This is a genomic window from Denitratisoma sp. (assembly GCA_032027165.1).
GTDB lineage: Bacteria > Pseudomonadota > Gammaproteobacteria > Burkholderiales > Rhodocyclaceae > Desulfobacillus.
In genome coordinates this window covers 2,697,711-2,723,184 of sequence record JAVSMO010000001.1, presented here as the reverse complement: position 1 = coordinate 2,723,184, position 25,474 = coordinate 2,697,711, and the positions used below count along the sequence as shown (strand labels likewise).

The window sequence follows — 25,474 nt, the reverse complement described above, 5'->3', positions numbered from 1 at the left end:
GTAGAATCCGCCATGCCTCCGACGCACGAACTCCGCGACGCCCTCGGCGCCCTGCACGCGCCCGCCGCGGGCGAGCCGCGCATCGTCAGCCTGGTCCCCAGCCTCACCGAGCTGCTCTGCGACCTCGGCCTCGCCGACAACCTCGTCGGCCGCAGCGGCTTCTGCATCCATCCGCGCGAAATCGTCAAGACCATCCCCAAGATGGGCGGCACCAAGGACGCCGACATCGAAAAGATCCGCTCCGCCGCGCCGACCCACCTCGTCGTCAATGTCGATGAGAACCGCCGCGAGCAGGTCGACGCACTCGCCCGCTTCGTGCCGCACGTCGTCGTCACTCATCCGAATGCGCCGGAAGACAACCTGGAACTCTTCCGCCTGTTCGGCGGGCTGTTCCGCCGCGAGGCGGCAGCGGAGGCGCTGGCCGCCGATTTCAGGGCCGCGCGCGAGGCGCTGCGCCGCGCGACCGAACGCCTGCCGCGCGAGCGCGTGCTCTACCTCATCTGGAAGGACCCCTGGATGACCGTCGCCCGCGACACCTACATCTCCGCGATGCTTGCCGCAGCGGGATGGGACACCCTGCCCGAGCGGAGCGGGACGCGCTACCCGGAAATCGACGCCGCGTCGCCGGGACTGACTTTCACGGAGCGCGTGCTGCTGTCCACCGAACCCTACCGCTTCACCGACAAGCATCTCGCCGAGGCCGAAGCCCGCTTCGGCAGCCCCGCGCAACTCATCGACGGCGAAATGGTGTCCTGGTACGGCAGCCGGGCGGCGGCAGGGTTGCGCTACCTGGCGCAGCTGCGGCTGCAGTAAACCCCCGGAGGGTGCCTGTGTACATGTCTTTTCAGAATAATGACATATGCGATATGATTGGTCCTGTTGTCGTCAGGGCTGGCCCAGATCCTTTGTAAACCACGCTCCGGAACACGTGAGACAAAGGAGGATCGCAATCAGGTCGCATAAAAAAAGCAATTCCCGAGAGGAGGGGGTAAAAAAATGAAAATCCGCTGTTGGCTCATGATCGTTGTGGCCTCCGTCGTTGGAGCAGGATGCGCGTCTGTCCCGCAGAATCCCGTCGCATTGTCCAATGAGGCAATTGGCCCTCAGGCCGGTCGCATGGGCGTCGCCATGACGGCGCTGCCGAAACTGGACACCCAATTGCCCGGCGCGCATTGCCTGCTGTGCCTGATGTTGGCTTCAGGCGCTAACTCCTCGCTGACCACCCACGCCAGGACGCTGCCCTACGAAGATCTGCCGAGACTGAAGCATGAAGCGGCCGATCTGTTGCGCAAGAAGGGTAACGATGTCACGGTGATCGAGGAAGACCTGAAGCTGGATGATCTGCCCGATTTCGGCGCAAAGGAAACCAATTTCGCCCGCAAGGATTTCTCGTCCCTGAGGCAGAAGTTCAAGATCGACCGGCTGTTGGTGATCAATATCACCGGGCTGGGTTTCATCCGGACCTATTCGGCTTATATTCCCACCAGCGATCCGAAGGCTTTGCTGGAGGGTACCGGCTACATTGTCAATTTGAAGAACAATTCCTATGAGTGGTATGAGCCGATATCCATCACAAAGAGCACCGACCTGAATTGGGATGAGCCGCCGACATTCCCGGGGCTTACAAACGCATACTTCCAGGTGCTGGAGATCGGCAAGGACAGCTTCCTCAAGCCGTTGGCCGCCGATGTGCCCGTGGCGGCAAGAGAAGTCATTGGCAATGCGACGTCTCAGGCGTCCGCGAGCACGGCATCGAGCCAGGGCATCCGCCAATGATGGGATGGCGCCTCGCCTGGGCGCGGGCGGCACTTGCATGTGCGGTTGGGTGCATCCCGTGTTGGCCAAGTGCTGCAGCCGGTGAGATCGAGGATGCCTCCCGAAAACCGCCGAATGAGTTGAATTTGACGGCTGGCAAGGCCGACTGGATCCTCCGGTTGCCGAAGGAGGAATCCGTCATGTTCCGCGGGATAGTCAGCTACGATCAGGCTGGCGTAGGTACGGCAAGCATGTTGTATCCGGCACCAAATCTGGGTGGTCTGGTGGCCGCGATCATCACCCATGGGCTGCTCGTCGAGGCCGCCAAAAAGGATCAGAAGGACAAGATGCAGGCTGCCGCGGACATGGTGCTGATGCCATATCAGAACGTGCTCAATGGGTTCAGGCATCGTGACCTGATGACGCGGGCGATCGGAAAGGCATCGACGGGGGGGAGGGGCAGGCTTGTCGAGGCCGCCGATAAGTCGGCCACGGAGATTCTGGTCGAAAGCGCCCCTGTATTTTCGTTGACCCAGGATCAAGGCGCAATCGTTCTGGACAATGTTGTCGGAATCGCCATGCCCGGGGCCGAGTCGGGAACGAGCTACGCGATCCGAATAGTATCGACCGCGAAGAACGCACCGGATCTGCAGGCATTCTGGACTGACAACGGAGGCGAGCAGCTTAAGGAAGTAAGCGCTCAACTTTTTGCGTTATCGTTGGATATTGCATTCGGCGAGGCCGGCCGGGATTCCGGCCGGGACGCCATTCCCTACAGGACGATACGGTATCGCGAAGGGTCTGCCGAGCGGATAGAGCGGGCCCAGGTTCTTGGCGAACGCTGCGAACGACTTCTGATTCGGACATTGCGTGGCGTATTCATGTCCGTGCCTGCATCGCGAGCCGCCGCCGCCCTCCCCGTCGATACCTGCGACGCCAGTGCCGTCGCTAGCCAGAAGTAATTACCCCTCCTCTTATCCTTGACTGCTTGCCGATCCCCGTTCAACCTTTCCGGGCAAGGCATAAGCAATCACGGGAAGTCGCGACCACCATCGCGTATATGCGATCGAGCTTTCAAAGATGTTCTTTACGAAAGCTGCTTCAGGAAAGCCAACCCGGATTATGGGGTTTGGCAGGCGTGAGCAAGGCGCCACTGAAATTGAGCGGAGGACAGCAATGAACACCCTGACCAAACTCGCCCTCGGCATGATGGGCCGGCTGCGGCCGAAACCGTCCGTCGGTGACGCTGCAACCTCGATCGCGTTGCCGCCGCCCGCGAAGCACGGCGGCCTGCCGCTGATGGAGGCGCTGGCGAAGCGACAGTCGTCGCGCGAGTTCGCGCCCGAGGCGCTGCCGATGCAGGTGCTCTCCGACCTGCTCTGGGCGGCGTACGGGGTGAACCGCGACGGCGGCGGACGCACGGCGCCCTCGGCGCTGAACGGCCAGGAGGTGGACGTCTTCGTCGCGCTGCCGGCGGGTGCCTACCGCTACGATGCGACGGCGCACGCCCTGCATCTCGTGGCGGGCAGCGACCTGCGCAGCATCACGGGCTACCAGGATTTCGTCGACGAGGCGGCGCTCGACCTGGTCTTCGTCGCCGACCATGCGCGCATGGGCATGGTGCCGGTGGCGCAGCGCGAGTCGTATGCCTCGGCGGCGGCCGGCGCGATCGCGCAGAACGTCTATCTCTTCTGTGCGAGCGCCGGGCTCGTTACCGTGATCCGCGCCTGGATCGACCGCGCGGCGATCGCCGATGCGCTCGGCCTCAGCCACGACCAGCAGGTGCTGCTGGCGCAGACCGTCGGCAATCCGAAACAGCAATGAAAATGCCGGAGCTGGAATTGCTGATGCAGCTTGCCGTCGATGTCGGCGAGGTCGTGTCGATGGGGGAGGGACCGCTCGGCGAACGGCGGGTGGTCGGCATCCTGGGCGGCACGTTCGAGGGCCCCGGCCTGGGCGGCGAGATCCTTCCCGGCGCGGATTGGCAGCTTGCACGAAGCGACGGCGTGCTGGAGATCGACGCGCGCTATGCGCTGCGCGAGCGGGCGGGCGGCGTCGTCCAGGTGGTGAGCCAGGGTTATCGCCACGGGCCTGCCGAAGTGCTGGCGGCGCTGGGCCGGGGCGAGGCGGTGGACCCGGCCAGCTATTTCTTCCGTACCGTCATGCGCTTCGAGACGGGCGCCCCGCACCTGGCATGGCTGAACCGGACGATTGCCGTGGCCACCGGCGAGCGGCGGGCGCGACAGGTTCTGCTGAAGGCTTTCGCGCTGATTTGACGGAATAAAAGTCAGTCCGTGCGGCACGGCGGCCGGAGGGATGGGCCTTAGCGGGGCCGGATGTTAAAATTATATTTGTACCCATCCACGGGTCGCACGCCTTTCGGCGACGGGCGGCTGCACAATGGACATAGCGTTACTCCTGTTTCTCATCCTGTTGAACGGCTTTTTCTCCATGTCGGAAATGGCCGTGGTTTCCTCCCGCAAGGCGCGCCTGCAGCGCCTGACCGACGACGGCAGTCCCGGTGCGCAATCCGCGCTGTCCCTGCACACCGAGCCTTCCAACTTTCTTTCCGCCATCCAGGTCGGCATCACCTCGGTCGGCATCCTGAGCGGCGCCATCGGCGAGACGGTGCTGGCCGATCCGCTGGCAGCGCGGCTGGGCGAGATTCCGCTGCTTGCGCCCTACGCCCGCGGCATCGCGCTGACGGTGGTGGTGGTGGGCCTGACGTATTTTTCCGTGGTGATCGGAGAACTGGTGCCGAAGCGCCTGGCGCTGCTGGCGCCGGAGGGCATCGCCTCGCTGATCGCCCGTCCGATGATGTGGTTCGCGGAATCGGTGCGGCCGCTGGTATGGCTGTTCACGGCGTCGTCCGGCCTGCTGCTGCGCCTGACCGGCGCCCGCCGCAAGGACGAGCCGCCGGTGACGGACGAGGAGATCAACGTGCTGATGGAGCAGGGCGCCGAGGCCGGCGTGTTCCATGAAAGCGAGCAGGCCATCGTCTCCAACGTGCTGCGCCTGGATGAGCAGCGCATCGCGTCGATCATGACGCATCGCAACGACATCTACCAGATCGACCTGGCCGAGCCGGAGGCGGAGATCCGCCGCCGCATCGCCGAGAGCCCGTATACGCGCATCGTCGTCTGCCGAGAGGGGCTGGAGCACATCGTCGGCCTGCTGCGCACGTCCGACCTGCTCAAGGCGGCGCTGGCCGGCGAGGCGCTGAACGTCGAGGCGCATTTGCGCCCGCCGCTCTACGTGCCCGAAGGGGTGAGCACGACGCGGCTGCTGGAAAACTTCCGCAAGGCGCGCGCCCAGTGCGCGCTGATCGTGGACGAGTACGGCGAGCTGGAAGGCCTGGTGACGCTGACCGACGTGCTGACCTCGATCGTCGGCGATCTGCCCTCCTCGGACGTGACGGAGGAGCAGGACGTGGTGGCGCGCGAGGACGGCTCCTGGCTGATGGACGGCAGCGTGCCGGTCGAGCGCTGCAAGGCGGTGCTGGAGATCGAGGAGGATCTGCCGGGCGAAGAGGAGTTCAACACGCTGGGCGGCTTCGTCATGCACGTGCTGGGCCGCGTTCCCGCCGTTGCCGATCATTTCGAATGGAACGGCTGGCGCTTCGAGGTGGTCGACATGGACCGCAAGCGCGTCGACAAGGTGCTGGTGGCCCGTGCCGCGCCGGCGGAGGCGGCGGAACCGGATGCCTGAGAAAGGAAATTGCCGGATGAGACTCCCTTCGCTGTTGTCGCTGGCCTGCCTCCTGGCAACGTCGGGATGCCTGACGACGACGCCGGTCGGCACGGGCAGCCAGGCCACGCCCGCCGAGCCGGCAGCGGCGCGATCGCGCCCGGCCGACGCCGCGGCAACGGCCCCGCAGCCGGCGCCCGTCGCAAAAGACCGCGCGCCGGTCGCCGCCGCGCCTGCGGGTCCCCAGCCGGATGCCATCATCAAGCTGAACCCCGGCAGCGACCGCCTGACCGGCGAGATGGAAGCGCGCCTGGCGGCGATCGCGGCCAAGGCCCGCGAGGACGCGCGCGTCATGCTGCGCCTGGAGAGCTACGTTCCCGACGGCGGCAGTCCTTCGCTGAACCTGGTTCGGGCGGAGCAGTCGCTGCAGCTGATCAAGAAGCGCCTGGTGGACCTGGATGTCTCCCCGCGGCGGATTTTCCTGGCGCCGTTCGGCGAGGAGTACGCCACGGCGCGCGATGAGCGCCGCTACTGGGTGGAGATCTACCTGATCAAGCCGCGCCTGTAGCCATTTCCGGTTTATTTTCAGATTTCGTTTGCTATTGGCCGCAATACAGTGCATAGTGCGCGCCAGCGATCTTCAAGTAGCGCTGTTGTTGTCTGGTTCAGTACCCGCGGTTCCCGCGGTATTTCTCCCTTCACCACCCTGCCGTCTTGACCTTCGCCCTCCCCGGGGGCAACCCCTATTTTTGGTTATTAAAGGAAATTCAAGTTATGGCAACAGGCACCGTGAAGTGGTTCAACGATTCCAAGGGCTTCGGCTTCATTACCCCTGAAGCGGGCGGCGAGGATCTTTTCGCCCATTTCTCCGCGATCCAGGGCAGCGGGTTCAAGACCCTCAAGGAAGGCCAGAAGGTCAGCTTCGACATCACCACCGGCCCGAAGGGCCAGCAGGCGTCGAACATCCGCGAAGCGGAGTAAGCAGGCGGTCACAGCGGCATGGCGCATGCGCCATGCCGCCACCCCACCGGAAGAGCCCGGCACATGCCGGGCTTTTTTCTTTTCGGAATTACCGTGGAGAGGTGCGCATGGCCAAGGAAGAACTCATCGAAATGAACGGGGTGGTGATGGAAGTGCTGCCCGACTCCCGTTTCCGCGTCACGCTCGACAACGGCCACAATCTCGTGGCGTATACGGCGGGCAAGATGCGCAAGCACCACATCCGCATCATCGCCGGCGACAAGGTGTCGCTGGAAATCTCGCCCTACGACCTGAGCAAGGGCCGCATCTGCTTCCGCCACATCGAGGGCCGTGCCCCTGCCAGTCCGCAGCGGCGCAGGTACTAGGCGCTTGCCCGAGTATGCGGTGAAGGTTCAACGGGTCGGGGTGGCCGACGCCGCCGACCTGGAAATTCGCTCCCTGCTCGACCGGCAGCAATATGCCGACCCGCGCGGCGCCGCCCGGGCGGCGGGGATCTCCCCGGCCAGCTGGCCGCTGTTCGGCCAACTCTGGCCGTCGGCCGAAAAGCTGGCCGACCTGATGCAGGCGTGGGAGCTGGGAACGCTTCGCGTGCTGGAGGTCGGCTGCGGCCTGGGGCTGGCCAGCCTGGTCATCCATCGCCGCGGCGGCAACATCACGGCGAGCGACTGCCATCCGCTGGCGGAAGAATTCCTGCAGGCCAACCTGCTGCTCAATCATTTGCCGGACATGAAATACCTGACCGGCGACTGGGCGCGCGCCAATCCGGCGCTGGGCGAGTTCGACCTGATCATCGGCAGCGATGTCCTCTACGAGCCCGGCCATCCGCAGCAACTGGCGGCTTTCATCGAGCGGCATGCCGCATGGTGTTCCGAAGTGCTGATCATCGACCCCAACCGGGGCAACCGGATCTCCTTCAACCGCTGCATGTCGCGCATCGGATACAGGCTGACCGAAACGCCGCTGGACGCGCCCCTGCACGACGGCAGCCCCTACCGGGGCCGCCTGCTGCATTACCGGCGCGCGATTCGCCCGCCCGTCAGGGCGACGCGTTAGGACGCGGCGAGCGGCGCCAGTGCGCGCGCGCGCAGCTGGCCGCAGCCGCCGTCGACGTCCTGCCCGGCGGACCGGCGCAGCTTGGTGAGGATGCCGCGCTGGTAGAGCGCGAGCGACATCGCTTCCGCGCGCTCCCGCGCGGGGCGCTTGTAGCCGAGGCCGTCCACCGCGTTCCAGGGAATCAGGTTCATCACCGCGTATTTGCCGGCGAGCAGCCGGGCGATGCCGTCCACTTCGGCGTCGCCGTCGTTCACGCCTTCCAGCAGCGTCCACTGGTACTGGATCGGGTAGCCGGTCTCGCGCGCATAGATTTCGCCGAGTTCGACCAGCTCGGCCGGGTCGATGCGCGGCGCGCGCGGCAGGAGCCGTGCCCGCAGTTCCGGATCGGTCGTGTGCAGCGACAGCGCCAGCGCCGGCTTCACCTCGCCGCGCGGCAGCCGCTCGAAGACGCGGCGGTCGCCGACGGTGGAAAAGACCAGGTTCTTGTGGCCGATGTCGCCCAGCCTGCCGAGCAGATTAATCGAGTCGAGCACGTTGTCCAGGTTGTGGGCCGGCTCGCCCATGCCCATGAACACCACTTTCCTGACGGCGCGCCGGCTGCGCGCGAGCGCCACCTGCGCGACGATCTCGGCGCTGCCGAGCTGGCGCAGCAGGCCGTCGCGTCCCGTCATGCAGAAGGTGCAGCCCACGGCGCAGCCGACCTGCGTCGACACGCAGAGGCCGCCGCGCGGCAGCAGCACGCTCTCCACCGTCCGGCCGTCGGCCAGTTCGAGCAGCAGCCGGGTGCCGTCCTCGCCGGCGTGCTCGGCGCGCAGGCGCGTCAGCGCCCGCCATTCCTCCGCCAGCGCGGGCAGGGCCTTGCGCAGGCCGAGCGGAAAGAAATCCTCCGGCCGGCTGCGGCCGTCGTCGAGCGGCAGCGCCCGCGTCCAGTTGCGCAGCACGAGTTCCTCGTGGCCCGGCTTGGCGCCGTGCGCGCGCAGTCGCTGTCGGAGGTCGGCGATTTTCATGGAAAGGCGAATCCGGATCGGGCCGGGTTCGCGGTCGTCACGCCGACGGCTTCTTCTGCAGGTCGAGGCGGAACTTTACGAAGGAGCCCGGCGCGTCCTCGAGCGGCTTCAGCTTGCCCTTGGCCGGGTCGCGCGCCGGCACCCGGTCGTCGCCATTCAAGCCGGCGATCCATTTCTGCCAGTCGGTCCACCATGAGCCGGGGTGCTGCGTCGCGCCCTCGAACCAGTCTTCAGGCGTGGCCGGCATCGCCTTCGCCCCGTTGGTCCAGAAGTGGTACTTGTTGGCCGCCGGCGGGTTGACGATGCCGGCGATGTGGCCGGAGCCGCCGAGCACGAAGCGCACCGGGCCGCCGAGGCGGGTGGCGCCGAGGTAGGTACTCTTCCACGGCGCGATGTGATCCTCGATGGTGGAGATGAAGTAGGCCGGGATCTTTACCTTCGAGATGTCGATCGGCACGCCGTTCAGTGCGATGCCGCCCGGCTCCTTGAGCAGGTTCTTCATGTACATGTTGCGCAAGTAGAAGCTGTGCATCTTGTACGGCATGCGCGTGGCGTCGGAGTTCCAGAAGAGCAGATCGAAGGGGAAAGGCTCCTTGCCCATCAGGTAGTTGTTCACCACGAAGGACCAGATCAGGTCGTTCGAGCGCAGCATGTTGAAGGTGGTCGCCATCTCGGAGCCTTCGAGAAAGCCGCGCTCCTGCATCTTCTTCTCGAGGCTGGCGACCTGCTGCTCGTCGATGAAGACGCCCAGTTCGCCGGGTATGGAGAAGTCGAGCAGCGAGACGAAGAAGGTCGCCGAGACGATGCGCTTGTCCTTCTTCACGGCGTTGTAGCCCAGCGTCGCGCCGAGCAGCGTGCCGCCGAGGCAGTAGCCGATCAGGTTCACCTCGTTCTCGCCGGTCTGCCGGCAGACGGCGTCGAGGGCGGCGAGCGAGCCTTCCGTCATGTAGTCGTCGAATCCCTTCTCGGCGAGGCGCTTGTCCGGGTTCACCCAGGAGATGACGAAGACGGTGTGGCCCTGGTCGGTGGCGTACTTGATGAAGGAGTTCGACTGGCGCAGGTCGAGGATGTAGAACTTGTTGATCCAGGGCGGGATGATCAGCAGCGGCCGGCGGAACTGCTGCTCCGTCGTCGGGTTGAACTGCAGCAGCTGGATCAGCTCGTTCTGGAACACCACCTTGCCCGGCGTGACGGCGACGTTGCGGCCCAGTTCGAAGGCGGTCGGGTCGGTCATCTTGACGCGCAGCTGGCCGTCGCCCTCCTCGATGTCGCGCAGCAGGTTGTTGAAGCCCTTGAGCAGGTTCTGGCCGTGGCTCTTCACCGTCTCGCGGAACACCTCCGGGTTGGTCAGGGCGAAGTTGGAAGGGGAGAGCGCGTCGATGTACTGGCGCGTGAAGAAGTTCACCTTCTTTTCCGTCTCGACGGGCAGGCCCTCGACGCTGGTCACCACGTCATGGACGTGGCGAGCGGTGATGAGATAGGACTGCTTGATGAAGTCGAAGAGGAAGTGTTCCTCCCACTGCTCGTCCTTGAAGCGGCTGTCGCCCTTGCGCGGCTCGGCCACGGGCTTGGTTTCCAGGCCGGCGAAGCGCAGCATGGAGTGCTGCCACAGCGAGAAGTAGTCCCACACCAGGTTCATCTGCGCCTGCGCCAGCTTGTAGGGGTTGGCGAGCAGCTTGGCCATCATGTCCATGAAGGCCTGGGCGATGCCCAGCTCGTCGCTCGCGGCCGTCATGCCGTGCTTCATCTGCCGCTGCATGTGCTCGGTGATGAGCTTGGAGGCGCGCTGCGCGACTTCGGCATAGGTCCGGGCGACCTCCTTCGGATCGGGCAGGTCGGGCTTGTGGGATTCCTGTTGCTGCGCAGACATCAATCCTCTCCTTTTTCCCTACACGGCGGTGAATCGGACCACGCCATTCGCGTCGGCTGTGCGGCGCACGCGGCCGGCGTGTTCCAGGCAATTCAGGTGGGCGATGGATTCGCCCATGGCGAACATGATCTGGTGCGCGTCCAGCTCGCGCTGGAACAGCGTCGGGATCAGCTCGCAGGCGGTCTTCGGCGTGTCGAGCACGGCCAGCAGCGCCTCGAAGCGCTCGTCGTGGTGGGCGGCGAGCTGCGCGGCGCGGGCGTGGATGCCGCGGAAGGGGCGGCCGTGCGAAGGCAGCACCAGCGTGTCCTCGGGCAGCTCGGTGAAGCGCTCGACGGAATCGAGGAACCAGCCGAGCGGGTCGCCGTCCGGGTTGCAGGACATGGCGCTGACGTTGGTGGAGATGCGCGGCAGCAGCATGTCGCCGGAGATCAGCACGTTGAGCTCCGCGCAGTAGAGCGAGGCATGCTCGGGCGAGTGGCCGTAGCCGAGCATGACGCGCCAGTCCTTGCCGCCGATGCGCACGAGGTCGTCCTCGAGGAGGCGGCGGTATTCGGTCGGCAGGCCGTCGACGCGGCCGCGGTAGGTCGGGCCGCGGTTGTAGAGCGTATCGGCGCGCGCGGGGTCGAGGCCGTGGCGGCGGAAGAAGCCGACCATGCCGTCGACGTCGTAATTGGGCAGCTGGTGGAACCATGCGTAGGCGTTGAGCATCTCGCCCTGGGTGATCCAGGTGCCGACCTTGAGCCTGTCGCCGAGCCAGCGCGCCAGGCCGAGGTGGTCGGGATGGCAGTGCGTGACGATGATGCGCTTGACCGGCTTTTCGCGGCAGTGCGCGGCGAGCACGGCCTCCCAGTTCGCCTTGATGTCGTCGAGGTTGAGGCCGGTGTCGACGATGGTCCAGCCATCCGCCTCCTCCAGCAGCCACAGGTTGATGTGGTTCAGTTCGAAGGGCAGCGGCATGCGCACCCAGCGTACGCCGGGAACGAGTTCCAGCGCCTCGCCGGGGCCGGGCTGTTGCTCGAAGGGGTAGGTGATCGGCTCGAACGGCTTCAATTGATTAAACGCCGGAAAAATGATTAACTCGGAACGTCCACGCGCCGTTATGTTGCGGCGCACAAAACAACATTTTATACCTGAACATGCCCCGGGAACAGACTTTCACGATCACCGAGCTGGCGCGGGAATTCGACATCACGCCGCGCGCCATCCGCTATTACGAGGACCAGGGCCTGATCTGTCCGGAGCGCGCCGGACAGAGCCGCGTCTACTCCAAGCGCGACCGCACCCGCCTGAAACTGACCCTGCGCGGCCGCCGGCTCGGCCTGTCCCTTGCCGAGATCCGCGAACTCATTGATATGTATGACGTTGGCAGGGACCAGCGAACCCAGCTGTCGAAGTTCCTCGCCGTCCTGGCCCGCCAGCGCGCCGCCCTGGAACGGCAGCGGGAGGACATCGAGGCGGTGCTTGAGGAAATCGGCACCCTCGAGCAGCGCGCCCATGAACTGCTGGGCGAGCCGGTCGCGCGGAAAAAAAATTTGGCGAAGCGCTGACGTTGACGTCAACGTCAAAGCCCCCTAAGATAGGTTGACGTTAACGTCAACGTCAACGCTGATTGACCTGCTCCTGGCCGGAGGAAGCATGCCCCATACCGTACGTCCCGACAGAAAGGTCCATGCGCCGCGCAACCCCGACTGGGAAGCCACGGTGCGCGCCAGCTTCGCGCGGCAGAAGGTGATGAACCTGATCGGCGCCGAAATGGGTGCGCTGGCGCCCGGCCACTGCGAGATCCGCCTGCCCTTCCGCGACGACCTGACCCAGCAGAACGGCTTCTTCCACGCCGGCATCACCAGCACCATCGTCGACAGCGCCGGCGGCTATGCCGGCCTGACGCTGATGCCGGCCGGCGCCGACGTGCTGACCGTCGAATTCAAGCTCAACCTGCTGGCGCCGGCCGACGGCGAGCTGCTCGTCGCCGAGGGCCAGGTGCTGAAGTCCGGCCGCAACCTCGTCATCACGCGCGGCGAGGTGTTCGCGATCAGGAACGGCGAGGCCACCCACTGCGCCACCATGCAGCAGACCCTCATGACCATGCACGGCAAGGCCTGAACGGCCTCGCCCCACACCACGGAGACCTTTCATGCTCGGCATCAATTTCGACCTCGGCGAAGACATCGACCTGCTGCGCGACGCCGTCTGGGATTTCGCGAAGAACGAGATCCTGCCGCGCGCGGCCGAGATCGACCGCGACAACCTGTTCCCCGCCGATCTGTGGAAGAAGTTCGGCGAGATGGGCCTGCTCGGCATGACCGCCGAGGAGGAGTACGGCGGCACGAAGATGGGCTATCTCGCCCACATCGTCGCCATGGAGGAGATCTCCCGCGCCTCGGCCTCGGTCGGCCTCTCCTACGGTGCCCACTCCAATCTGTGCGTGAACCAGATCCGCAGGAACGGCAGCGAAGCGCAGAAGAAGAAATACCTGCCGAAGCTGATCTCCGGCGAGCACGTCGGCGCGCTGGCGATGTCGGAGCCGGGCGCCGGTTCCGACGTGGTGTCGATGAAGCTGCGCGCGGACCTGAAGGGCGACCGCTACGTCCTGAACGGCTCGAAGATGTGGATCACCAACGGCGGCGACGCCGACACGCTCGTCGTTTACGCCAAGACCAACGCCGACGGCGGCGCCAAGGGCATGACTGCCTTCATCGTCGAAAAGGGCTTCAAGGGCTTCTCGAAAGGCCAGCACCTCGACAAGCTCGGCATGCGCGGTTCCAACACCTACCCGCTGTTCTTCGACGATTGCGAAGTGCCGGTGGAGAACGTCCTCGGCGGCGAGGGCAACGGCGCCCGCGTGCTGATGAGCGGCCTCGATTACGAGCGCGCCGTGCTCTCCGGCGGACCGCTCGGCATCATGGCGGCCTGCATGGACACGGTGATCCCCTTCGTGCACGAGCGCAAGCAGTTCGGCCAGGCCATCGGCGAGTTCCAGCTCATGCAGGGCAAACTGGCCGACATGTACAGCACCTGGCAGGCCTGCCGCGCCTATGTGTACGCCGTCGGCAAGGCCTGCGACCGCGGCGACCACGCGCGCACCCTGCGCAAGGATGCTGCCGGCGCCATCCTGTATTCCGCCGAGAAGGCGACCTGGATGGCGGGCGAGGCGATCCAGGCGCTCGGCGGCGTCGGCTACACCAATGAATTCCCCGCCGGCCGCCTGTGGCGCGACGCGAAACTCTATGAGATCGGCGCCGGCACCAGCGAGATCCGCCGCATGCTGATCGGCCGCGAACTTTACAGCGAGACCATGCCGTGAGCCGGGAAACCGAGGCGCTGCAGGAGGAGTGGCTGCAGGCGGCGAAGGCGGTATGGGAGCGGGCGCCGGCGCCCGACGTGCTGCCCCTGTCGGCGCTGCGCGACTGCAGCGGCCTGGAACTGTTTCAGCGCATGATGCGCGGCGAGCTGCCGCCGGCGCCGATCGCCCATGTGCTCGACTTCGCCCTGGTCGAGGCGGAAAAGGGGCGCGTCGTCTTCCAGGGACATCCCGCGAAGAATTTCTACAATCCGATCGGCACCATCCACGGCGGCTGGCAGGCGACGCTGCTGGATTCCTGCATGGCCTGCGCGGTGCAGACCCAGCTCGAGGCCGGCCAGGCCTACACCTCGCTGGAGATCAAGGTGAACTTCGTGCGCGCCATGACCGACAAGGCCGGCCCGGTGCGCGCCGAGGGCACGGTCATCCAGGTCGGCCGCCAGATCGGCATCGCCGAGGGAAAAATCTACGACGCCGCCGGCAGGCTCTACGCCCACGGCACCACCACCTGCCTCATATTCGACATGCAGGAGATGAAGCGATGATGGTCGAGACCGCCCGCGGCACCGTGCACGAATGGCAGCGCGACCACATGGGCCACATCAACGTGCGCGCCTACATGGAATTCTTCGAGGAGGCCTGCTGGCAGTTCTACGCCATGCTCGGCCTCACCGCCTCGAAACTGCGCAGCGGCGAGGTGCACCTGGCCGCCGTGCAGCAGAACATCAGCTACCAGAAGGAGCTCTACCCCGGCGACACCATCGCGGTGCGCACGGGCGTGCTGGAGCTGCGCGAGAAGGTGCTGCGCTTCCGCCACGAGCTCTACAACACCGAAAACGGCGAGGTGGCCTCGACCTGCGAATTCACGGTGGTCTGCCTCGACCCCCAGGCGCGCAAGTCGCGCCCCTTCCCGGCCGAGTGCGCCGAGCGCGCGCGCGGCCTGGCGATCGAGGAGAAATGATGGCGGAGATGATCGAAACCTACCGCGGCACCGTCTATCCTTGGCACTGCGACCACATGGACCACATGAACGTCATGTGGTACGTCGGCAAGTTCGACGAGGGCACCTGGAACTTCTTCTCCATGCTCGGCGTCACGCCGAGCTACCTGCGCGACAACGGTCGCGGCATGGCGGCGGTCGAGCAGCGCATCGCCTACAAGCGCGAGCTGCATGCCGGCGACACCGTGGCGATCCGCACCGGCGCCATCGAGGTGAAGGAGAAATCGGTGCGCTTCGTGCACGAGATGCGCAATGCCGAGACCGGCGAGGTGTCCGCCGTCACCCTGCTCACCGGCGTCTTCCTCGACACCGCGGCGCGCAAGGCCTGCGCCTTCCCGGCGCACTTCCGCGAGCGCATGGAGCAGTTCAAAATCGCCTACGACCTGCCCTGGCAGGACAAGTAACCGCTACAGGAGTCCACCATGAGCAATGATCCCGTCGTCATCGTTTCCGCCGCCCGCACGCCGATGGGCGGCTTCCAGGGCGATTTCAATTCCCTCGCCGGCCCGCAGCTCGGCGCCGTCGCCATCAAGGCCGCCGTCGAGCGCGCCGGCATCAAGCCCGACCAGGTGCAGGAAGCCATCATGGGCAACGTGCTGCAGGCCGGCGTCGGCCAGGCGCCGGCGCGCCAGGCGGCGCTCGGTGCCGGGCTGCCCCTGTCGGTCAACTGCACCACGGTGCACAAGGTCTGCGGATCGGGCATGAAGGCGACCATGTTCGCCAACGACATGCTGCTCGCCGGCACGAACGACATCATGGTTTCCGGCGGCATGGAGTCGATGAGCAACGCGCCCTACCTGCTGCCCAAGGCGCGCGGCGGCATGCGCCTCGGCCATGGCCAGGTGCTCGACCACATGTTCTTCGACGGGCTGGAAGACGCCTACCAGAAGGGCCGCCTGATGGGCACCTTCGCCGAGGAGTGCGCCGACAAGTACGGCTTCACGCGTGAGAAGCAGGACGACTTCGCCATCGCCTCGACGACGCGCGCGCAGAAGGCCATCAACGACGGCTCCTTCGCCTGGGAGATCGCGCCGGTGACCGTCGCCGGCCGCAAGGGCGACGTCGTCATCGACCGCGACGAGCAGCCGCTGAAGGCCCAGCTCGACAAGATCCCGACCTTGAAGCCGGCCTTCAGGAAGGACGGCACGGTGACCGCCGCCAACTCCAGCTCGATCTCCGACGGCGCCGCCGCGCTGGTGCTGATGCGCCGCTCGATGGCCGACAAGCTCGGCCTGAAGCCGCTCGCCACGATAATTGGCCACGCCACCCACGCCCACGAGCCGGGCTGGTTCACCACCGCCCCGGTCGGCGCCATGCAAAAGCTCTTCTCCAAGACCGGCTGGAGCGCCGGCCAGGTCGACTTCTACGAGATCAACGAGGCCTTCGCCGTGGTCACCATGGCGGCGATGCACGACCTGAAACTGCCGCACGAGAAGGTGAACGTGCACGGCGGCGCTTGCGCCCTCGGCCATCCGATCGGCTGTTCCGGCGCGCGCATCATTGTCACGCTCCTCGGCGCGCTGAAGAAGTACGGCGGCAAGCGCGGCGTGGCGAGCCTGTGCATCGGTGGCGGCGAAGCCACCGCCATGGCCATCGAGCTGCTGTGACGCGATGATTCTTTCGCAAGAACAGGAAATGATCCGCGACGCCATGCGCGATTTCGCGCGCGAGCGCCTGGCGCCCTTCGCCGCGGCGTGGGACCGCAACTGCACCTTCCCGAAGGAGGCATTGCAGGAACTGGCCGGCCTCGGCGCCTTCGGCATGGCGGTGCCCGAGCGCTGGGGCGGCGCCGGCATGGACTACGTCTCGCTGGCGCTGGCGCTGGAGGAGATCGCCGCCGGCGACGGCGCCACCTCGACCATCATCAGCGTGAACAACTCGGTGGTGTGCGGACCGATCCTCGCCTTCGGCTCCGAGGCGCAGAAGGAGCAATACCTCAAGCCGCTGGCGAGCGGCGCCAAGCTCGGCTGCTTCTGCCTGACCGAGCCGCACGTCGGTTCGGACGCCGCGGCCATCCGCACCTCGGCGGTGCGCGACGGCAACGAGTGGGTGCTGAACGGCGTCAAGCAGTTCATCACCTCGGGCAAGAACGCCCAGGTCGCCATCGTCTTCGCCGTCACCGACAGGGCGGCCGGCAAGAAGGGCATCTCCGCCTTCATCGTGCCGACCGACGCGCCCGGCTACATCGTCGCCCGCATCGAGGAGAAGATGGGCCAGCATGCCTCCGACACGGCGCAGATCCTCCTGGAAAACTGCCGCATCCCGGCGCAGAATCTGCTGGGCGCGGAAGGCGAGGGCTACCGCATCGCCCTGGCCAATCTGGAAGCCGGCCGCATCGGCATCGCCGCCCAGTCGGTCGGCATGGCGCGCGCGGCCTTCGAGGCGGCCTTGAAGTACGCGCAGGAGCGCGAGGCCTTCGGCAAGCCGATCATCGAGCACCAGGCGGTGAACTTCCGCCTCGCCGACATGGCCACGCGCATCGAGGCGGCGCGCCAGCTGGTGCTGCACGCCGCCGCCCTGCGCGACGCCGGCAAGCCGTGCCTGAAGGAGGCCTCGATGGCCAAGTTGTTCGCCTCCGAGATGGCCGAGGCGGTCTGCTCCGACGCCATCCAGATCCACGGCGGCTACGGCTACGTGGCGGACTTCCCGGTCGAGCGCATCTACCGCGACGTGCGCGTGACGCAGATCTACGAGGGCGCCAGCGACATCCAGCGCCTGGTCATCGGGAGAAATCTGGCATGAGGGCGGCCATCCCCCCCTTTGCAAGAGGGGGGCCAGGGGGGATTTCTTAGGCGGTCAAGAGTCGACAACGCATGCTGAAGTACGACGAAGAACTGAAGCAACCCGCCAGAAAACTCCGCTCCGGCATGACCGATGCGGAACGCTTGCTGTGGTCACGTCTGCGCGGCAAACAGATTCTCGGCGTACAGTTCTACCGGCAGAAACCAATTGGTCGCTACATCGTGGATTTTCACGCGCCGGCTGTGAAACTTGTCGTCGAAGTGGATGGATCGCAGCATTTCGAGGAGGCAGGGCAGGTGAGTGATCGGAGGCGGGATGCGTATCTCGAAACGCTGGGACTGCACGTGCTGCGTTTTGACAACTTGCAGGTATTGAAGGAAACGGAAGCCGTGCTTGAAATGATTCTTGGGGTGGTTGGGGCGCGGCTTAAATCCCCCCCGGCCCCCCTTTTGCAAAGGGGGGAGTAACCACCATGGCTGAACCGATCGAGTTTTATTTCGACTTCTCCTCGCCGTATTCCTACATCGCCAGCGAGGTGATCGACGGACTGGCGGAGAAGTATGGGCGCAAGGTGAAGTGGCGGCCGATGCTGCTCGGCGTGGTGTTCCAGAAGACCGGCCAGCCGCTGCTGGTGAACGTGCCGCTGAAGGGCGAGTATTCGCTGCGCGACTTCGCCCGTTCGGCGCGCTACCACGGCGTGCCCTTCAAGTTCCCGGCGAAGTTCCCGCTGTCGACCGTCTCGGCGGCGCGCGCCTACTACTGGCTGCACGGGCAGGATTGCCAGAAGGCGCGCGACTTCGCCCGCGCCGTTTTCCGCGCCTACTGGGTGGACGGCCGCGACGTTTCCGACCTCGCCGTGCTGCAGGACATCGCCGCCTCGCTCGGCGTCGACGGCGCGGCGCTCGCCGCCGGCATCGCCACGCCGGAGATCAAGGAGCGCCTCAAGGGCGAGACCGACACGGCGCTGGCCAAGGGCATGTGCGGCGCGCCGTATTTCGTCGTCGGCAACGAACCCTTCTGGGGCGCCGACCGGCTGCCGCAGATCGAGAAGTGGCTGCAAACCGGAGGCTTCTGAGGTAACTCAATGACCGTCATCAAATCCCAACTCAACCCCCGCTCGGACGAGTTCCGCGCCAACGCCGCCGCCATGCAGGCGCTGGTCGACGACCTGCGCGCGAAGACCGCGGAAGTCAGTCTCGGCGGACCGGCGGAACACCGCAAGAAGCACGTCGCCCGCGGCAAGCTGCTGCCGCGCGACCGCATCAATGCGCTGCTCGACGCCGGCACGCCCTTCCTCGAGCTCTCGCCGATGGCCGGCTGGGGCATGTTCAACAACGAGGTCGCTTCCGGCGGCGTCGTCACCGGCATCGGCCGCGTGCAGGGCGTCGAGTGCATGATCGTCGCCAACGACGCCACGGTGAAGGGCGGCAGCTACTTCCCCATCACGGTGAAGAAGCACCTGCGCGCGCAGGAGATCGCCGCGCAGAACCGCCTGCCCTGCATCTATCTGGTCGACTCCGGTGGCGCCAACCTGCCGACGCAGGACGAGGTCTTCCCCGACCGCGACCACTTCGGCCGCATCTTCTTCAACCAGGCCAACATGTCCGCCGCGCGCATCCCGCAGGTGGCGGTGGTGATGGGCTCGTGCACCGCCGGCGGCGCCTACGTGCCGGCGATGTCGGACGAGGCGGTCATCGTCAGGAACCAAGGCACCATCTTCCTCGGCGGCCCGCCGCTGGTGAAGGCCGCCACCGGCGAGGTGGTCAGCGCCGAGGACCTCGGCGGCGCCGACGTGCACACCCGCATCTCCGGCGTGGCCGACCACTTCGCCGAGAACGACCACCACGCCCTGCACATCTGCCGCAGCATCGTCGGCCACCTCAACTGGAAGAAGCCGGTGACGCTGGAGCTGGCGACGCCGGAAGAGCCGCTCTACGACCCGGCGGAGATCTACGGCGCCGTGCCGGTCGACACGCGCAAGCCGCTCGAGGTGCGCGAGGTCATCGCCCGCATCGTCGACGGCTCGCGCCTCGACGAATTCAAGGCGCGCTACGGCACCACGCTGGTGACCGGCTTCGCCCGCATCCACGGCTACCCGGTCGGCATCGTCGCCAACAACGGCATCCTCTTCGGCGAGTCGGCGCAGAAGGGCGCGCACTTCGTCGAGCTGTGCGCGCAGCGCGGCATCCCGCTGCTGTTCATCCAGAACATCACCGGCTTCATGGTCGGTCGCAAGTACGAGAACCAGGGCATCGCCAAGGACGGCGCCAAGATGGTCACCGCCGTGGCCTGCGCCAAGGTGCCGAAGTTCACCCTCATCATCGGCGGCAGCCACGGCGCCGGCAACTACGGCATGTGCGGCCGCGCCTACAGCCCGCGCCTGCTGTGGATCTGGCCCAACAGCCGCGTCTCGGTGATGGGCGGCGACCAGGCCGCCAACGTGCTGTCGCAGATCCGCCGCGACGCGCTGGAGGCGCAGGGGAAGCAGTGGCCGGCCGAGGAGGAAGAGAAGTTCAAGGCGCCGATCCGCGCCCAGTACGAGACGCAGGGCCACCCGTATTACGCCACGGCGCGGCTGTGGGACGACGGCATCGTCGACCCGGCGCAGTCGCGCCGCGTGCTGGCGCTGGGCATCTCCGCCTCGCTCAACGCACCGATCGAGCCGACGCCGTTCGGCGTCTTCAGGATGTAAGGGAGAAAAGAATGAGCGACACCATCCTCACCGAAATCGACAACGGCGTCGGCATCATCACGCTGAACCGACCGGAGCGGCACAACGCCTTCGACGACGTGCTGATCCGCGAACTGTCCGAGGCGCTGGTCAAGATGGACACCGACGCCGACGTGCGCATCGTCGTCCTGTCCAGCACGGGAAAAAGCTTCTGCGCCGGCGCCGACCTCAACTGGATGAAGAAGGCCGCCGGCTACAGCGCCGAGGAGACCCAGCGCGACGCCATCGGGCTGGCCGGCATGCTGCGCCTGCTCAACGACATGAAGAAGCCGACCGTGGCGCGCGTGCAGGGCCCGGCCTACGGCGGCGGCGTCGGCCTGGTCGCCGCCTGCGACATCGCCATCGCCGCCTTCGACGCGCAGTTCGCGCTGACCGAGGTGAGGCTCGGCATCATCCCGGCGGTGATCAGCCCCTACGTCATCGGCGCGATCGGCGAGCGCAAGGCGCGCCGCTACATGCTCACCGCCGAGCGTTTTTCCGCCGCCGAGGCCTACCGCGTCGGCCTGGTGCACGAGATCGTGCCGGGCGAGGCTGAGCTCGACGAGGCGGTCGGCGAGATCGTCGACACCCTGCTCGCCAACGGCCCGATGGCGCTGGGCGAATGCAAGGCGCTGATCAAGGCCGTCGCCAACCGGCCGATCAGCCCCGAGGTGATCCTCGACACCGCCCAGCGCATCGCCCGCGTGCGCGCCTCGGCCGAGGGCAAGGAAGGCATGGCCGCCTTCCTCGAGAAGCGCAAACCCAGCTGGGTCGCGAAATCCTGACCATGTTCACGAAAATCCTCATAGCGAATCGCGGCGAGATCGCCTGCCGCGTCATCAAGACGGCGCGCCGCCTCGGCATCCGTACCGTCGCCGTGTACTCCGCCGCCGATGCGACGGCGCGCCACGTGCGCCTTGCCGACGAGGCGGTGCTGATCGGCCCGGCGGCGGCGCGCGAAAGCTACCTCGTCGCCGAACGCATCCTCGACGCGGCGAAGAAAACCGGCGCCCAGGCCGTGCATCCCGGCTACGGCTTCCTTTCCGAGAACGAGGCCTTCGCCGAGGCCTGTGCGCAGGCCGGCATCGCCTTCATCGGCCCGCCGGTGGCGGCGATCCGCGCAATGGGCTCGAAGAGCGCGGCCAAGTCGCTCATGGAAAAGGCCGGCGTGCCGCTGGTGCCCGGTTATCACGGCGACGAGCAGGCCCCCGCCTTCCTCGAGCAGGAGGCCGGCCGCATCGGCTACCCGGTGCTGATCAAGGCCAGCGCCGGCGGCGGCGGCAAGGGCATGCGCATCGTCGAGAAGGCCGCCGACTTTGCCGCCGCGCTCGCCTCCTGCAAGCGCGAGGCCGCCTCAAGCTTCGGCGACGACCGCGTGCTGGTCGAGAAGTACCTGGTCCGTCCGCGCCACATCGAGATCCAGGTCTTCGGCGACACGCAGGGCAACTGTGTGTACCTCTTCGAGCGCGACTGCTCGGTGCAGCGCCGCCACCAGAAGGTGCTGGAAGAGGCGCCCGCGCCCGGCATGCCGCCCGAGCGCCGCGCCGCCATGGGCCTGGCGGCGGTGGAGGCGGCGAAGGCCGTCGGCTACGTCGGCGCCGGCACGGTGGAGTTCATCGCCGAGCAGGACGGTAAGTTCTACTTCATGGAGATGAACACGCGCCTGCAGGTCGAGCACCCGGTCACCGAGATGATCACCGGCCTCGACCTCGTCGAGTGGCAGCTGCGCGTCGCCGCCGGCGAGCCGCTGCCGCTGGCGCAGGAACAAGTCAGCCTGCGCGGCCACGCGCTGGAAGCGCGCATCTACGCCGAGGACCCGGACAAGGGCTTCCTGCCGTCGACCGGACGCCTCATCCATCTGGCGCCGCCGGCCGAATCGCTCAACGTGCGCATCGACACCGGCGTCGAGGAGGGCGACGAGATCACGCCGCACTACGACCCGATGATCGCCAAGCTCATCGTCTGGGACATCGACCGCGAGCGGGCCTTGTCGCGCATGCTGCAGTCGCTGGCGCAGTACCGCGTCGTCGGCGTCGCCAGCAACGTCGACTTCCTCTCGCGCCTGGTGGCCTGCCCGGCCTTCGCCAACGCCGACCTCGACACCGGCCTCATCGAGCGCGAGCGCGCCTTCCTGTTTCCCGAGGGGGTGGAAGCGCCGCGCGAGGTGTTCCTCGTCGCCGCCCTGGCCGAGTTGCTGCGCGAGGAGGAAGCTGCCCGCACCGCCGCTGCCAGCGACCGCGATCCGCATTCGCCCTGGCACCTGCGCGACGGCTGGCGGCTCAACGCTTCCTTCCGCCGGCCGCTGCTGTTCCGCTTCGGCGAGGCCGAGAAGACGGTTTCCGTCGGCTACGCGCGCGGCGGCTACGAGCTGGAACTCGACGGCATCGGCACGGCGGCGCGCGGCGAGCGCACCGGCAACAGCACGCTGCGCATCGAGCTGGGCGGCATGCGCCTGCCGGCGACGGTGATCGCCGCCGGCGAGAAGCGCCACGTCTTCCTGCACGGCCGCGCCTGGCAGCTGGCCTGCGTCGATCCGCTCTACCACGCCGGCGAAGGCGTCGGCGAGAGCGGCGGCCTCGCCGCGCCGATGCCGGGCAAGGTGATCTCCCTCATCGCCCAGCCGGGCAGCGAGGTGGAACAGGGCGCGCCGCTCCTGATCCTCGAAGCGATGAAGATGGAACACACCATCGCCGCGCCGGCGAAGGGAAAACTCAAGGCCTTCCGCTTCGGCGTCGGCGACTCGGTCGCCGAGGGCGCCGAGCTGGTGGACTTCGAGCCGGCCAAGTGAGCGAGGGACGGACATGAGCCTGCCGCAGCGCGTGAAGATCGTCGAGGTCGGTCCGCGCGACGGCCTGCAGAACGAAAGCCGGCTCGTGCCGAGCGCCGTCAAGGTCGAGCTGATCGACCGTCTCGGCATGGCCGGCCTGAAGGCCATCGAGGCCACCGCTTTCGTCTCGCCGAAGTGGGTGCCGCAGATGGGCGACGCCGCCGAGGTGATGGCGAACCTGCCGCGCCGCCATGGCGTCAGCTACCCCGTGCTGGTGCCGAACCTGAAGGGCTTCGAGCAGGCGCTCGCCGCCGGCGTCGAGGAGATCGCCGTCTTCGCCGCCGCCTCCGAGGCCTTCTCGCAGAAGAACATCAACTGCTCCATCGCCGAATCGCTGGCGCGCTTCCGCCCCGTCGCCGAGGCTGCGCGGCGGAACGATATCCGCGTGCGCGGCTACGTCTCCTGCGTCGTCGGCTGCCCCTACCAGGGCGCGGTGCAACCGGCGGCCGTGGCCGAGGTGGCGGCGCGCCTCGCCGAGATGGGCTGCTACGAGATCTCTCTCGGCGACACCATCGGCGTCGGCACGCCGGCCGCAGTGCAGCGCATGCTCGACGAAGTGACGCTGCTGGTGCCGGTCGAGCGCCTCGCCGGCCATTACCACGACACCTACGGCATGGCGCTCGCCAACATCTACGCCTCGCTCGAACGCGGCGTCGCGGTTTTCGACGCCTCGGTGGCCGGCCTCGGCGGCTGTCCCTACGCCGCCGGCGCCTCGGGCAACGTCGCCACCGAGGACGTGGTGTACCTCATGAACGGCCTCGGCATCGAGACGGGCGTGGACCTCGACCGTCTGGTCGACGCCGGTGCGTACATCTGCACCGAACTCGGCCGCGCGCCGTCGTCGAAGGTGGCGCGCGCCGTGCTGGCGAAGCGGGCCAAGGCGTGAGCATTCCCTCGCCCTGCATCAACGTCTGCCGCATGGACGCGAAGAGCGGCCTCTGCGAAGGCTGCCTGCGCACGGTGGACGAGATCGCCGGCTGGGCAGCCGCGCCGGACGAGCAGAAACTTCTGACCCTCGCCGCCATCGCCCAGCGCCGTGCTGCCCTTCCTCCCCCCTTTGCAAAAGGGGGGCCGGGGGGGATTTCGCAGCAGTAAAACTCATGAAAACCGCCGACTGGTACTTCGACTTCATCTCCCCCTTCGCCTACCTGCAGTCGGAGGCCTTGCAGCGCTTCGACGGCAAGCTCGACATTCGTCCCGTGCCCGTGCTCTTCGCCGGCCTCCTGAAGCACTGGGGCCAGAAAGGCCCGGCCGAGATGGCGACCAAGCGCCGCTTCACCTACCGCCACGTGCAGTGGGTGGCCGAGCGCAACGGCATTCCCTTCCGTTTTCCGCCGCAGCATCCCTTCAACCCGGTGCGCGCCCTGCGCGCCGCCGTGGCGCTGGGCAGCTCGCTCGACGCCATCCACACGATCTTCCGCTTCGTCTGGGGCGAGGGCCGCGACCCCAACGATCCGGCCGAATGGGCCGAGCTGGCGCGACGCCTGAACGCGCCCGGCCTCGACGCGCGCTGCAACGACGCCTCGGTGAAAAGTCAGTTGCTGGAGAACGGCGAGCGGGCGCTGGCGGCCGGCGTCTTCGGCGTGCCGGCGCTGGCCGTCGACAATGAACTTTTCTGGGGCTTCGACGCCACCGACATGGCGCTCGACTGGCTGGCCGATCCCGCAATGTTCGCGCGCGGCGAGTATCCGCGCATCGACGCCCTGCCGGTGGGCGCCGCGCGCAAGGAAGTGTCGTGAGCCTCCTGCCGCCGCAAATCCGCGTCCTCGAACGCGGCTGGCTCTCCGCCAACAACATCGTCTTCCACGAAGGCGCCGAGGCGACGCTGGTCGACTCCGGCTACGTCACCCATTCCGGCCAGACGCTGGCGCTCGTCGCGCAGGCGCTGGAAGGGCGCAGGCTCGTGCGCCTCATCAACACCCATTCGCATTCCGACCACATCGGCGGCAACGCCGCGGTGCGCCGCGCCCACGGCTGCCGCATCCTCGTGCCCGAGGGCATGGCGCCGGCGGTGGCCGACTGGGACGAGGACGCGCTGCTGCTCTCCTCCGCTCACCAGCAGGCCGAGCCCTTCGCATTCGACGCGACGATCGCCCCCGGCGACGAGTTCGAGATGGGCGGCCTGCGCTGGCAGGCCCTGCACGTGCCCGGCCACGACATGCACGCGTTGGCCTACTACGCGCCGAGCGAGCGCATCCTGATCTCCGGCGACGCGCTGTGGCAGGACGGCTTCGGCGTCATGTTCGCCGAGCTGCACGGCGACACGAGCGGCCTGCCGGCGCAGCGGCGCACGCTGGAGATGCTGCGCGAGCTGGATGTGCGCGTCGTCATCCCCGGCCACGGCGCGCCCTTCGACGATTACCAGGCGGCCGTGGCGCGGGCGCTCGCCCGCCTCGCCGCCTTCGAGCAGAGCCCCGAGCGCATGGCGAAGAGCGCCATGAAGGCGCTGTTCACCTTCACCCTGCTGGAGAAGCGGCGCATGCCGCGCGCCGGCATCGGCGACTACTTCGGCCGGGTCGCCATCTTCCGCGACGTCTCGCG

Annotated in this window: 30 protein-coding genes; 27 read left to right on the top strand and 3 right to left on the bottom strand. The window is 67.0% G+C overall.

The genetic code is table 11. The features are described 5' to 3' along the window. The first annotated feature begins 12 nt into the window (after positions 1-12). The 10 genes from ROZ00_13275 (at position 13) to ROZ00_13230 (ending at position 7,476) form a co-directional block, all read left to right on the top strand. Positions 13-813, top strand: coding sequence for a helical backbone metal receptor (locus ROZ00_13275; protein ID MDT3737192.1), 801 nt, complete (start codon positions 13-15; stop codon positions 811-813). Between the two features lie 303 nt (positions 814-1,116). After that, positions 1,117-1,776: a hypothetical protein gene (locus ROZ00_13270; protein ID MDT3737191.1), complete on the top strand. Its 660-nt coding sequence runs from the start codon at positions 1,117-1,119 to the stop codon at positions 1,774-1,776. Positions 1,777-1,901: 125 nt separating this feature from the next. Beyond that, the gene (locus tag ROZ00_13265; GenBank protein ID MDT3737190.1) at positions 1,902-2,717 is read left to right on the top strand and encodes a hypothetical protein; all 816 of its coding nucleotides are present in this window, start codon (positions 1,902-1,904) and stop codon (positions 2,715-2,717) included. Between the two features lie 214 nt (positions 2,718-2,931). Then, positions 2,932-3,579: a SagB/ThcOx family dehydrogenase gene (locus ROZ00_13260; protein MDT3737189.1), complete on the top strand. Its 648-nt coding sequence runs from the start codon at positions 2,932-2,934 to the stop codon at positions 3,577-3,579. Further along, positions 3,576-4,031, top strand: coding sequence for a DUF3237 domain-containing protein (locus ROZ00_13255; protein ID MDT3737188.1), 456 nt, complete (start codon positions 3,576-3,578; stop codon positions 4,029-4,031). Before ROZ00_13260 ends, ROZ00_13255 begins: the two co-directional genes overlap by 4 nt. A gap of 124 nt (positions 4,032-4,155) precedes the next feature. After that, the gene (locus ROZ00_13250; protein ID MDT3737187.1) at positions 4,156-5,463 is read left to right on the top strand and encodes a hemolysin family protein; all 1,308 of its coding nucleotides are present in this window, start codon (positions 4,156-4,158) and stop codon (positions 5,461-5,463) included. A gap of 16 nt (positions 5,464-5,479) precedes the next feature. Beyond that, positions 5,480-6,010: a hypothetical protein gene (locus tag ROZ00_13245; GenBank protein MDT3737186.1), complete on the top strand. Its 531-nt coding sequence runs from the start codon at positions 5,480-5,482 to the stop codon at positions 6,008-6,010. Between the two features lie 206 nt (positions 6,011-6,216). Continuing rightward, positions 6,217-6,423, top strand: a complete 207-nt coding sequence (locus tag ROZ00_13240) for a cold-shock protein (GenBank protein MDT3737185.1) — start codon at positions 6,217-6,219, stop codon at positions 6,421-6,423. Positions 6,424-6,530: 107 nt separating this feature from the next. After that, positions 6,531-6,788 carry a translation initiation factor IF-1 gene (gene infA / locus ROZ00_13235; GenBank protein MDT3737184.1) on the top strand — a complete coding sequence of 86 codons (258 nt, stop codon included), beginning with the start codon at positions 6,531-6,533 and terminating at the stop codon, positions 6,786-6,788. Positions 6,789-6,807: 19 nt separating this feature from the next. After that, positions 6,808-7,476 (top strand): methyltransferase domain-containing protein, encoded by a 669-nt coding sequence (locus ROZ00_13230; GenBank protein MDT3737183.1) that lies wholly within the window; start codon positions 6,808-6,810, stop codon positions 7,474-7,476. On the opposite strand, the gene ROZ00_13225 is transcribed toward ROZ00_13230, so the two are convergent. From ROZ00_13225 to ROZ00_13215, 3 genes are read right to left on the bottom strand one after another with little or no spacing between them, the layout of a single operon-like run. Beyond that, positions 7,473-8,483 (bottom strand): RNA methyltransferase, encoded by a 1,011-nt coding sequence (locus tag ROZ00_13225; GenBank protein ID MDT3737182.1) that lies wholly within the window; start codon positions 8,481-8,483, stop codon positions 7,473-7,475. The two genes, ROZ00_13230 and ROZ00_13225, sit on opposite strands and share 4 nt — an antisense overlap. 37 nt (positions 8,484-8,520) lie before the next feature. Next, the gene (phaC, locus tag ROZ00_13220) at positions 8,521-10,353 is read right to left on the bottom strand and encodes a class I poly(R)-hydroxyalkanoic acid synthase (GenBank protein ID MDT3737181.1); all 1,833 of its coding nucleotides are present in this window, start codon (positions 10,351-10,353) and stop codon (positions 8,521-8,523) included. A gap of 18 nt (positions 10,354-10,371) precedes the next feature. Continuing rightward, positions 10,372-11,403 carry an MBL fold metallo-hydrolase gene (locus tag ROZ00_13215; protein ID MDT3737180.1) on the bottom strand — a complete coding sequence of 344 codons (1,032 nt, stop codon included), beginning with the start codon at positions 11,401-11,403 and terminating at the stop codon, positions 10,372-10,374. Positions 11,404-11,489: 86 nt separating this feature from the next. On the opposite strand from ROZ00_13215, the gene ROZ00_13210 reads away from it, so the two are divergent. The 17 genes from ROZ00_13210 to ROZ00_13130 form a co-directional block, all read left to right on the top strand. Then, on the top strand, positions 11,490-11,900 hold the full coding sequence (locus ROZ00_13210) for a MerR family DNA-binding transcriptional regulator (GenBank protein MDT3737179.1): 411 nt from the start codon (positions 11,490-11,492) through the stop codon (positions 11,898-11,900). A gap of 88 nt (positions 11,901-11,988) precedes the next feature. Further along, positions 11,989-12,456: a PaaI family thioesterase gene (locus tag ROZ00_13205; GenBank protein ID MDT3737178.1), complete on the top strand. Its 468-nt coding sequence runs from the start codon at positions 11,989-11,991 to the stop codon at positions 12,454-12,456. Between the two features lie 31 nt (positions 12,457-12,487). After that, the gene (locus tag ROZ00_13200) at positions 12,488-13,657 is read left to right on the top strand and encodes an isovaleryl-CoA dehydrogenase (protein ID MDT3737177.1); all 1,170 of its coding nucleotides are present in this window, start codon (positions 12,488-12,490) and stop codon (positions 13,655-13,657) included. Next, on the top strand, positions 13,654-14,199 hold the full coding sequence (locus ROZ00_13195) for a PaaI family thioesterase (protein MDT3737176.1): 546 nt from the start codon (positions 13,654-13,656) through the stop codon (positions 14,197-14,199). Before ROZ00_13200 ends, ROZ00_13195 begins: the two co-directional genes overlap by 4 nt. Further along, the gene (locus ROZ00_13190; GenBank protein MDT3737175.1) at positions 14,196-14,615 is read left to right on the top strand and encodes a thioesterase family protein; all 420 of its coding nucleotides are present in this window, start codon (positions 14,196-14,198) and stop codon (positions 14,613-14,615) included. Before ROZ00_13195 ends, ROZ00_13190 begins: the two co-directional genes overlap by 4 nt. Before the next feature lie 8 nt (positions 14,616-14,623). Further along, positions 14,624-15,058, top strand: a complete 435-nt coding sequence (locus ROZ00_13185; protein ID MDT3737174.1) for a thioesterase family protein — start codon at positions 14,624-14,626, stop codon at positions 15,056-15,058. Positions 15,059-15,076: 18 nt separating this feature from the next. Further along, the gene (locus tag ROZ00_13180; GenBank protein MDT3737173.1) at positions 15,077-16,261 is read left to right on the top strand and encodes an acetyl-CoA C-acetyltransferase; all 1,185 of its coding nucleotides are present in this window, start codon (positions 15,077-15,079) and stop codon (positions 16,259-16,261) included. Between the two features lie 4 nt (positions 16,262-16,265). Beyond that, positions 16,266-17,396 carry an acyl-CoA dehydrogenase family protein gene (locus tag ROZ00_13175; protein ID MDT3737172.1) on the top strand — a complete coding sequence of 377 codons (1,131 nt, stop codon included), beginning with the start codon at positions 16,266-16,268 and terminating at the stop codon, positions 17,394-17,396. A gap of 71 nt (positions 17,397-17,467) precedes the next feature. Further along, the gene (locus ROZ00_13170; protein ID MDT3737171.1) at positions 17,468-17,863 is read left to right on the top strand and encodes an endonuclease domain-containing protein; all 396 of its coding nucleotides are present in this window, start codon (positions 17,468-17,470) and stop codon (positions 17,861-17,863) included. A gap of 5 nt (positions 17,864-17,868) precedes the next feature. After that, a complete protein-coding gene (locus ROZ00_13165; GenBank protein MDT3737170.1) occupies positions 17,869-18,471 on the top strand; it encodes a 2-hydroxychromene-2-carboxylate isomerase in 603 nt (200 codons plus the stop codon). A 9-nt stretch (positions 18,472-18,480) separates the two neighbouring features. Next, complete coding sequence (locus ROZ00_13160) at positions 18,481-20,088, top strand: carboxyl transferase domain-containing protein (GenBank protein MDT3737169.1); 1,608 nt, start codon at positions 18,481-18,483, stop codon at positions 20,086-20,088. An 11-nt stretch (positions 20,089-20,099) separates the two neighbouring features. Continuing rightward, entirely contained in the window at positions 20,100-20,891 is a 792-nt protein-coding gene (locus ROZ00_13155) for an enoyl-CoA hydratase/isomerase family protein (protein MDT3737168.1), read from the top strand. Positions 20,892-20,893: 2 nt separating this feature from the next. Continuing rightward, on the top strand, positions 20,894-22,894 hold the full coding sequence (locus ROZ00_13150) for an acetyl/propionyl/methylcrotonyl-CoA carboxylase subunit alpha (GenBank protein MDT3737167.1): 2,001 nt from the start codon (positions 20,894-20,896) through the stop codon (positions 22,892-22,894). Between the two features lie 13 nt (positions 22,895-22,907). Further along, complete coding sequence (locus ROZ00_13145) at positions 22,908-23,819, top strand: hydroxymethylglutaryl-CoA lyase (GenBank protein MDT3737166.1); 912 nt, start codon at positions 22,908-22,910, stop codon at positions 23,817-23,819. Further along, positions 23,816-24,028 carry a DUF1289 domain-containing protein gene (locus ROZ00_13140; GenBank protein ID MDT3737165.1) on the top strand — a complete coding sequence of 71 codons (213 nt, stop codon included), beginning with the start codon at positions 23,816-23,818 and terminating at the stop codon, positions 24,026-24,028. Before ROZ00_13145 ends, ROZ00_13140 begins: the two co-directional genes overlap by 4 nt. Before the next feature lie 5 nt (positions 24,029-24,033). Beyond that, positions 24,034-24,672 carry a 2-hydroxychromene-2-carboxylate isomerase gene (locus ROZ00_13135; GenBank protein ID MDT3737164.1) on the top strand — a complete coding sequence of 213 codons (639 nt, stop codon included), beginning with the start codon at positions 24,034-24,036 and terminating at the stop codon, positions 24,670-24,672. After that, positions 24,669-25,474, top strand: an 806-nt coding sequence (locus ROZ00_13130; GenBank protein MDT3737163.1) for an MBL fold metallo-hydrolase, incomplete at its 3' end; no start/stop codon positions are given. The genes ROZ00_13135 and ROZ00_13130, both read left to right, overlap by 4 nt.

What these genes read in the sequence shown, in the direction of transcription:
- ROZ00_13275 (MDT3737192.1), top strand. Translation starts at nt 13, where the DNA reads ATGCCTCCGACGCACGAACTCCGCGACGCCCTCGGCGCCCTGCACGCG.
- ROZ00_13270 (MDT3737191.1), top strand. Translation starts at nt 1,117, where the DNA reads ATGGGCGTCGCCATGACGGCGCTGCCGAAACTGGACACCCAATTGCCC.
- ROZ00_13260 (MDT3737189.1), top strand. Translation starts at nt 2,932, where the DNA reads ATGAACACCCTGACCAAACTCGCCCTCGGCATGATGGGCCGGCTGCGG.
- ROZ00_13255 (MDT3737188.1), top strand. Translation starts at nt 3,576, where the DNA reads ATGAAAATGCCGGAGCTGGAATTGCTGATGCAGCTTGCCGTCGATGTC.
- ROZ00_13250 (MDT3737187.1), top strand. Translation starts at nt 4,156, where the DNA reads ATGGACATAGCGTTACTCCTGTTTCTCATCCTGTTGAACGGCTTTTTC.
- ROZ00_13245 (MDT3737186.1), top strand. Translation starts at nt 5,480, where the DNA reads ATGAGACTCCCTTCGCTGTTGTCGCTGGCCTGCCTCCTGGCAACGTCG.
- ROZ00_13240 (MDT3737185.1), top strand. Translation starts at nt 6,217, where the DNA reads ATGGCAACAGGCACCGTGAAGTGGTTCAACGATTCCAAGGGCTTCGGC.
- infA (MDT3737184.1), top strand. Translation starts at nt 6,531, where the DNA reads ATGGCCAAGGAAGAACTCATCGAAATGAACGGGGTGGTGATGGAAGTG.
- ROZ00_13225 (MDT3737182.1), bottom strand. Translation starts at nt 8,483, where the DNA reads ATGAAAATCGCCGACCTCCGACAGCGACTGCGCGCGCACGGCGCCAAG.
- phaC (MDT3737181.1), bottom strand. Translation starts at nt 10,353, where the DNA reads ATGTCTGCGCAGCAACAGGAATCCCACAAGCCCGACCTGCCCGATCCG.
- ROZ00_13210 (MDT3737179.1), top strand. Translation starts at nt 11,490, where the DNA reads ATGCCCCGGGAACAGACTTTCACGATCACCGAGCTGGCGCGGGAATTC.
- ROZ00_13205 (MDT3737178.1), top strand. Translation starts at nt 11,989, where the DNA reads ATGCCCCATACCGTACGTCCCGACAGAAAGGTCCATGCGCCGCGCAAC.
- ROZ00_13200 (MDT3737177.1), top strand. Translation starts at nt 12,488, where the DNA reads ATGCTCGGCATCAATTTCGACCTCGGCGAAGACATCGACCTGCTGCGC.
- ROZ00_13190 (MDT3737175.1), top strand. Translation starts at nt 14,196, where the DNA reads ATGATGGTCGAGACCGCCCGCGGCACCGTGCACGAATGGCAGCGCGAC.
- ROZ00_13185 (MDT3737174.1), top strand. Translation starts at nt 14,624, where the DNA reads ATGATCGAAACCTACCGCGGCACCGTCTATCCTTGGCACTGCGACCAC.
- ROZ00_13180 (MDT3737173.1), top strand. Translation starts at nt 15,077, where the DNA reads ATGAGCAATGATCCCGTCGTCATCGTTTCCGCCGCCCGCACGCCGATG.
- ROZ00_13175 (MDT3737172.1), top strand. Translation starts at nt 16,266, where the DNA reads ATGATTCTTTCGCAAGAACAGGAAATGATCCGCGACGCCATGCGCGAT.
- ROZ00_13170 (MDT3737171.1), top strand. Translation starts at nt 17,468, where the DNA reads ATGCTGAAGTACGACGAAGAACTGAAGCAACCCGCCAGAAAACTCCGC.
- ROZ00_13165 (MDT3737170.1), top strand. Translation starts at nt 17,869, where the DNA reads ATGGCTGAACCGATCGAGTTTTATTTCGACTTCTCCTCGCCGTATTCC.
- ROZ00_13160 (MDT3737169.1), top strand. Translation starts at nt 18,481, where the DNA reads ATGACCGTCATCAAATCCCAACTCAACCCCCGCTCGGACGAGTTCCGC.
- ROZ00_13155 (MDT3737168.1), top strand. Translation starts at nt 20,100, where the DNA reads ATGAGCGACACCATCCTCACCGAAATCGACAACGGCGTCGGCATCATC.
- ROZ00_13150 (MDT3737167.1), top strand. Translation starts at nt 20,894, where the DNA reads ATGTTCACGAAAATCCTCATAGCGAATCGCGGCGAGATCGCCTGCCGC.
- ROZ00_13145 (MDT3737166.1), top strand. Translation starts at nt 22,908, where the DNA reads ATGAGCCTGCCGCAGCGCGTGAAGATCGTCGAGGTCGGTCCGCGCGAC.
- ROZ00_13135 (MDT3737164.1), top strand. Translation starts at nt 24,034, where the DNA reads ATGAAAACCGCCGACTGGTACTTCGACTTCATCTCCCCCTTCGCCTAC.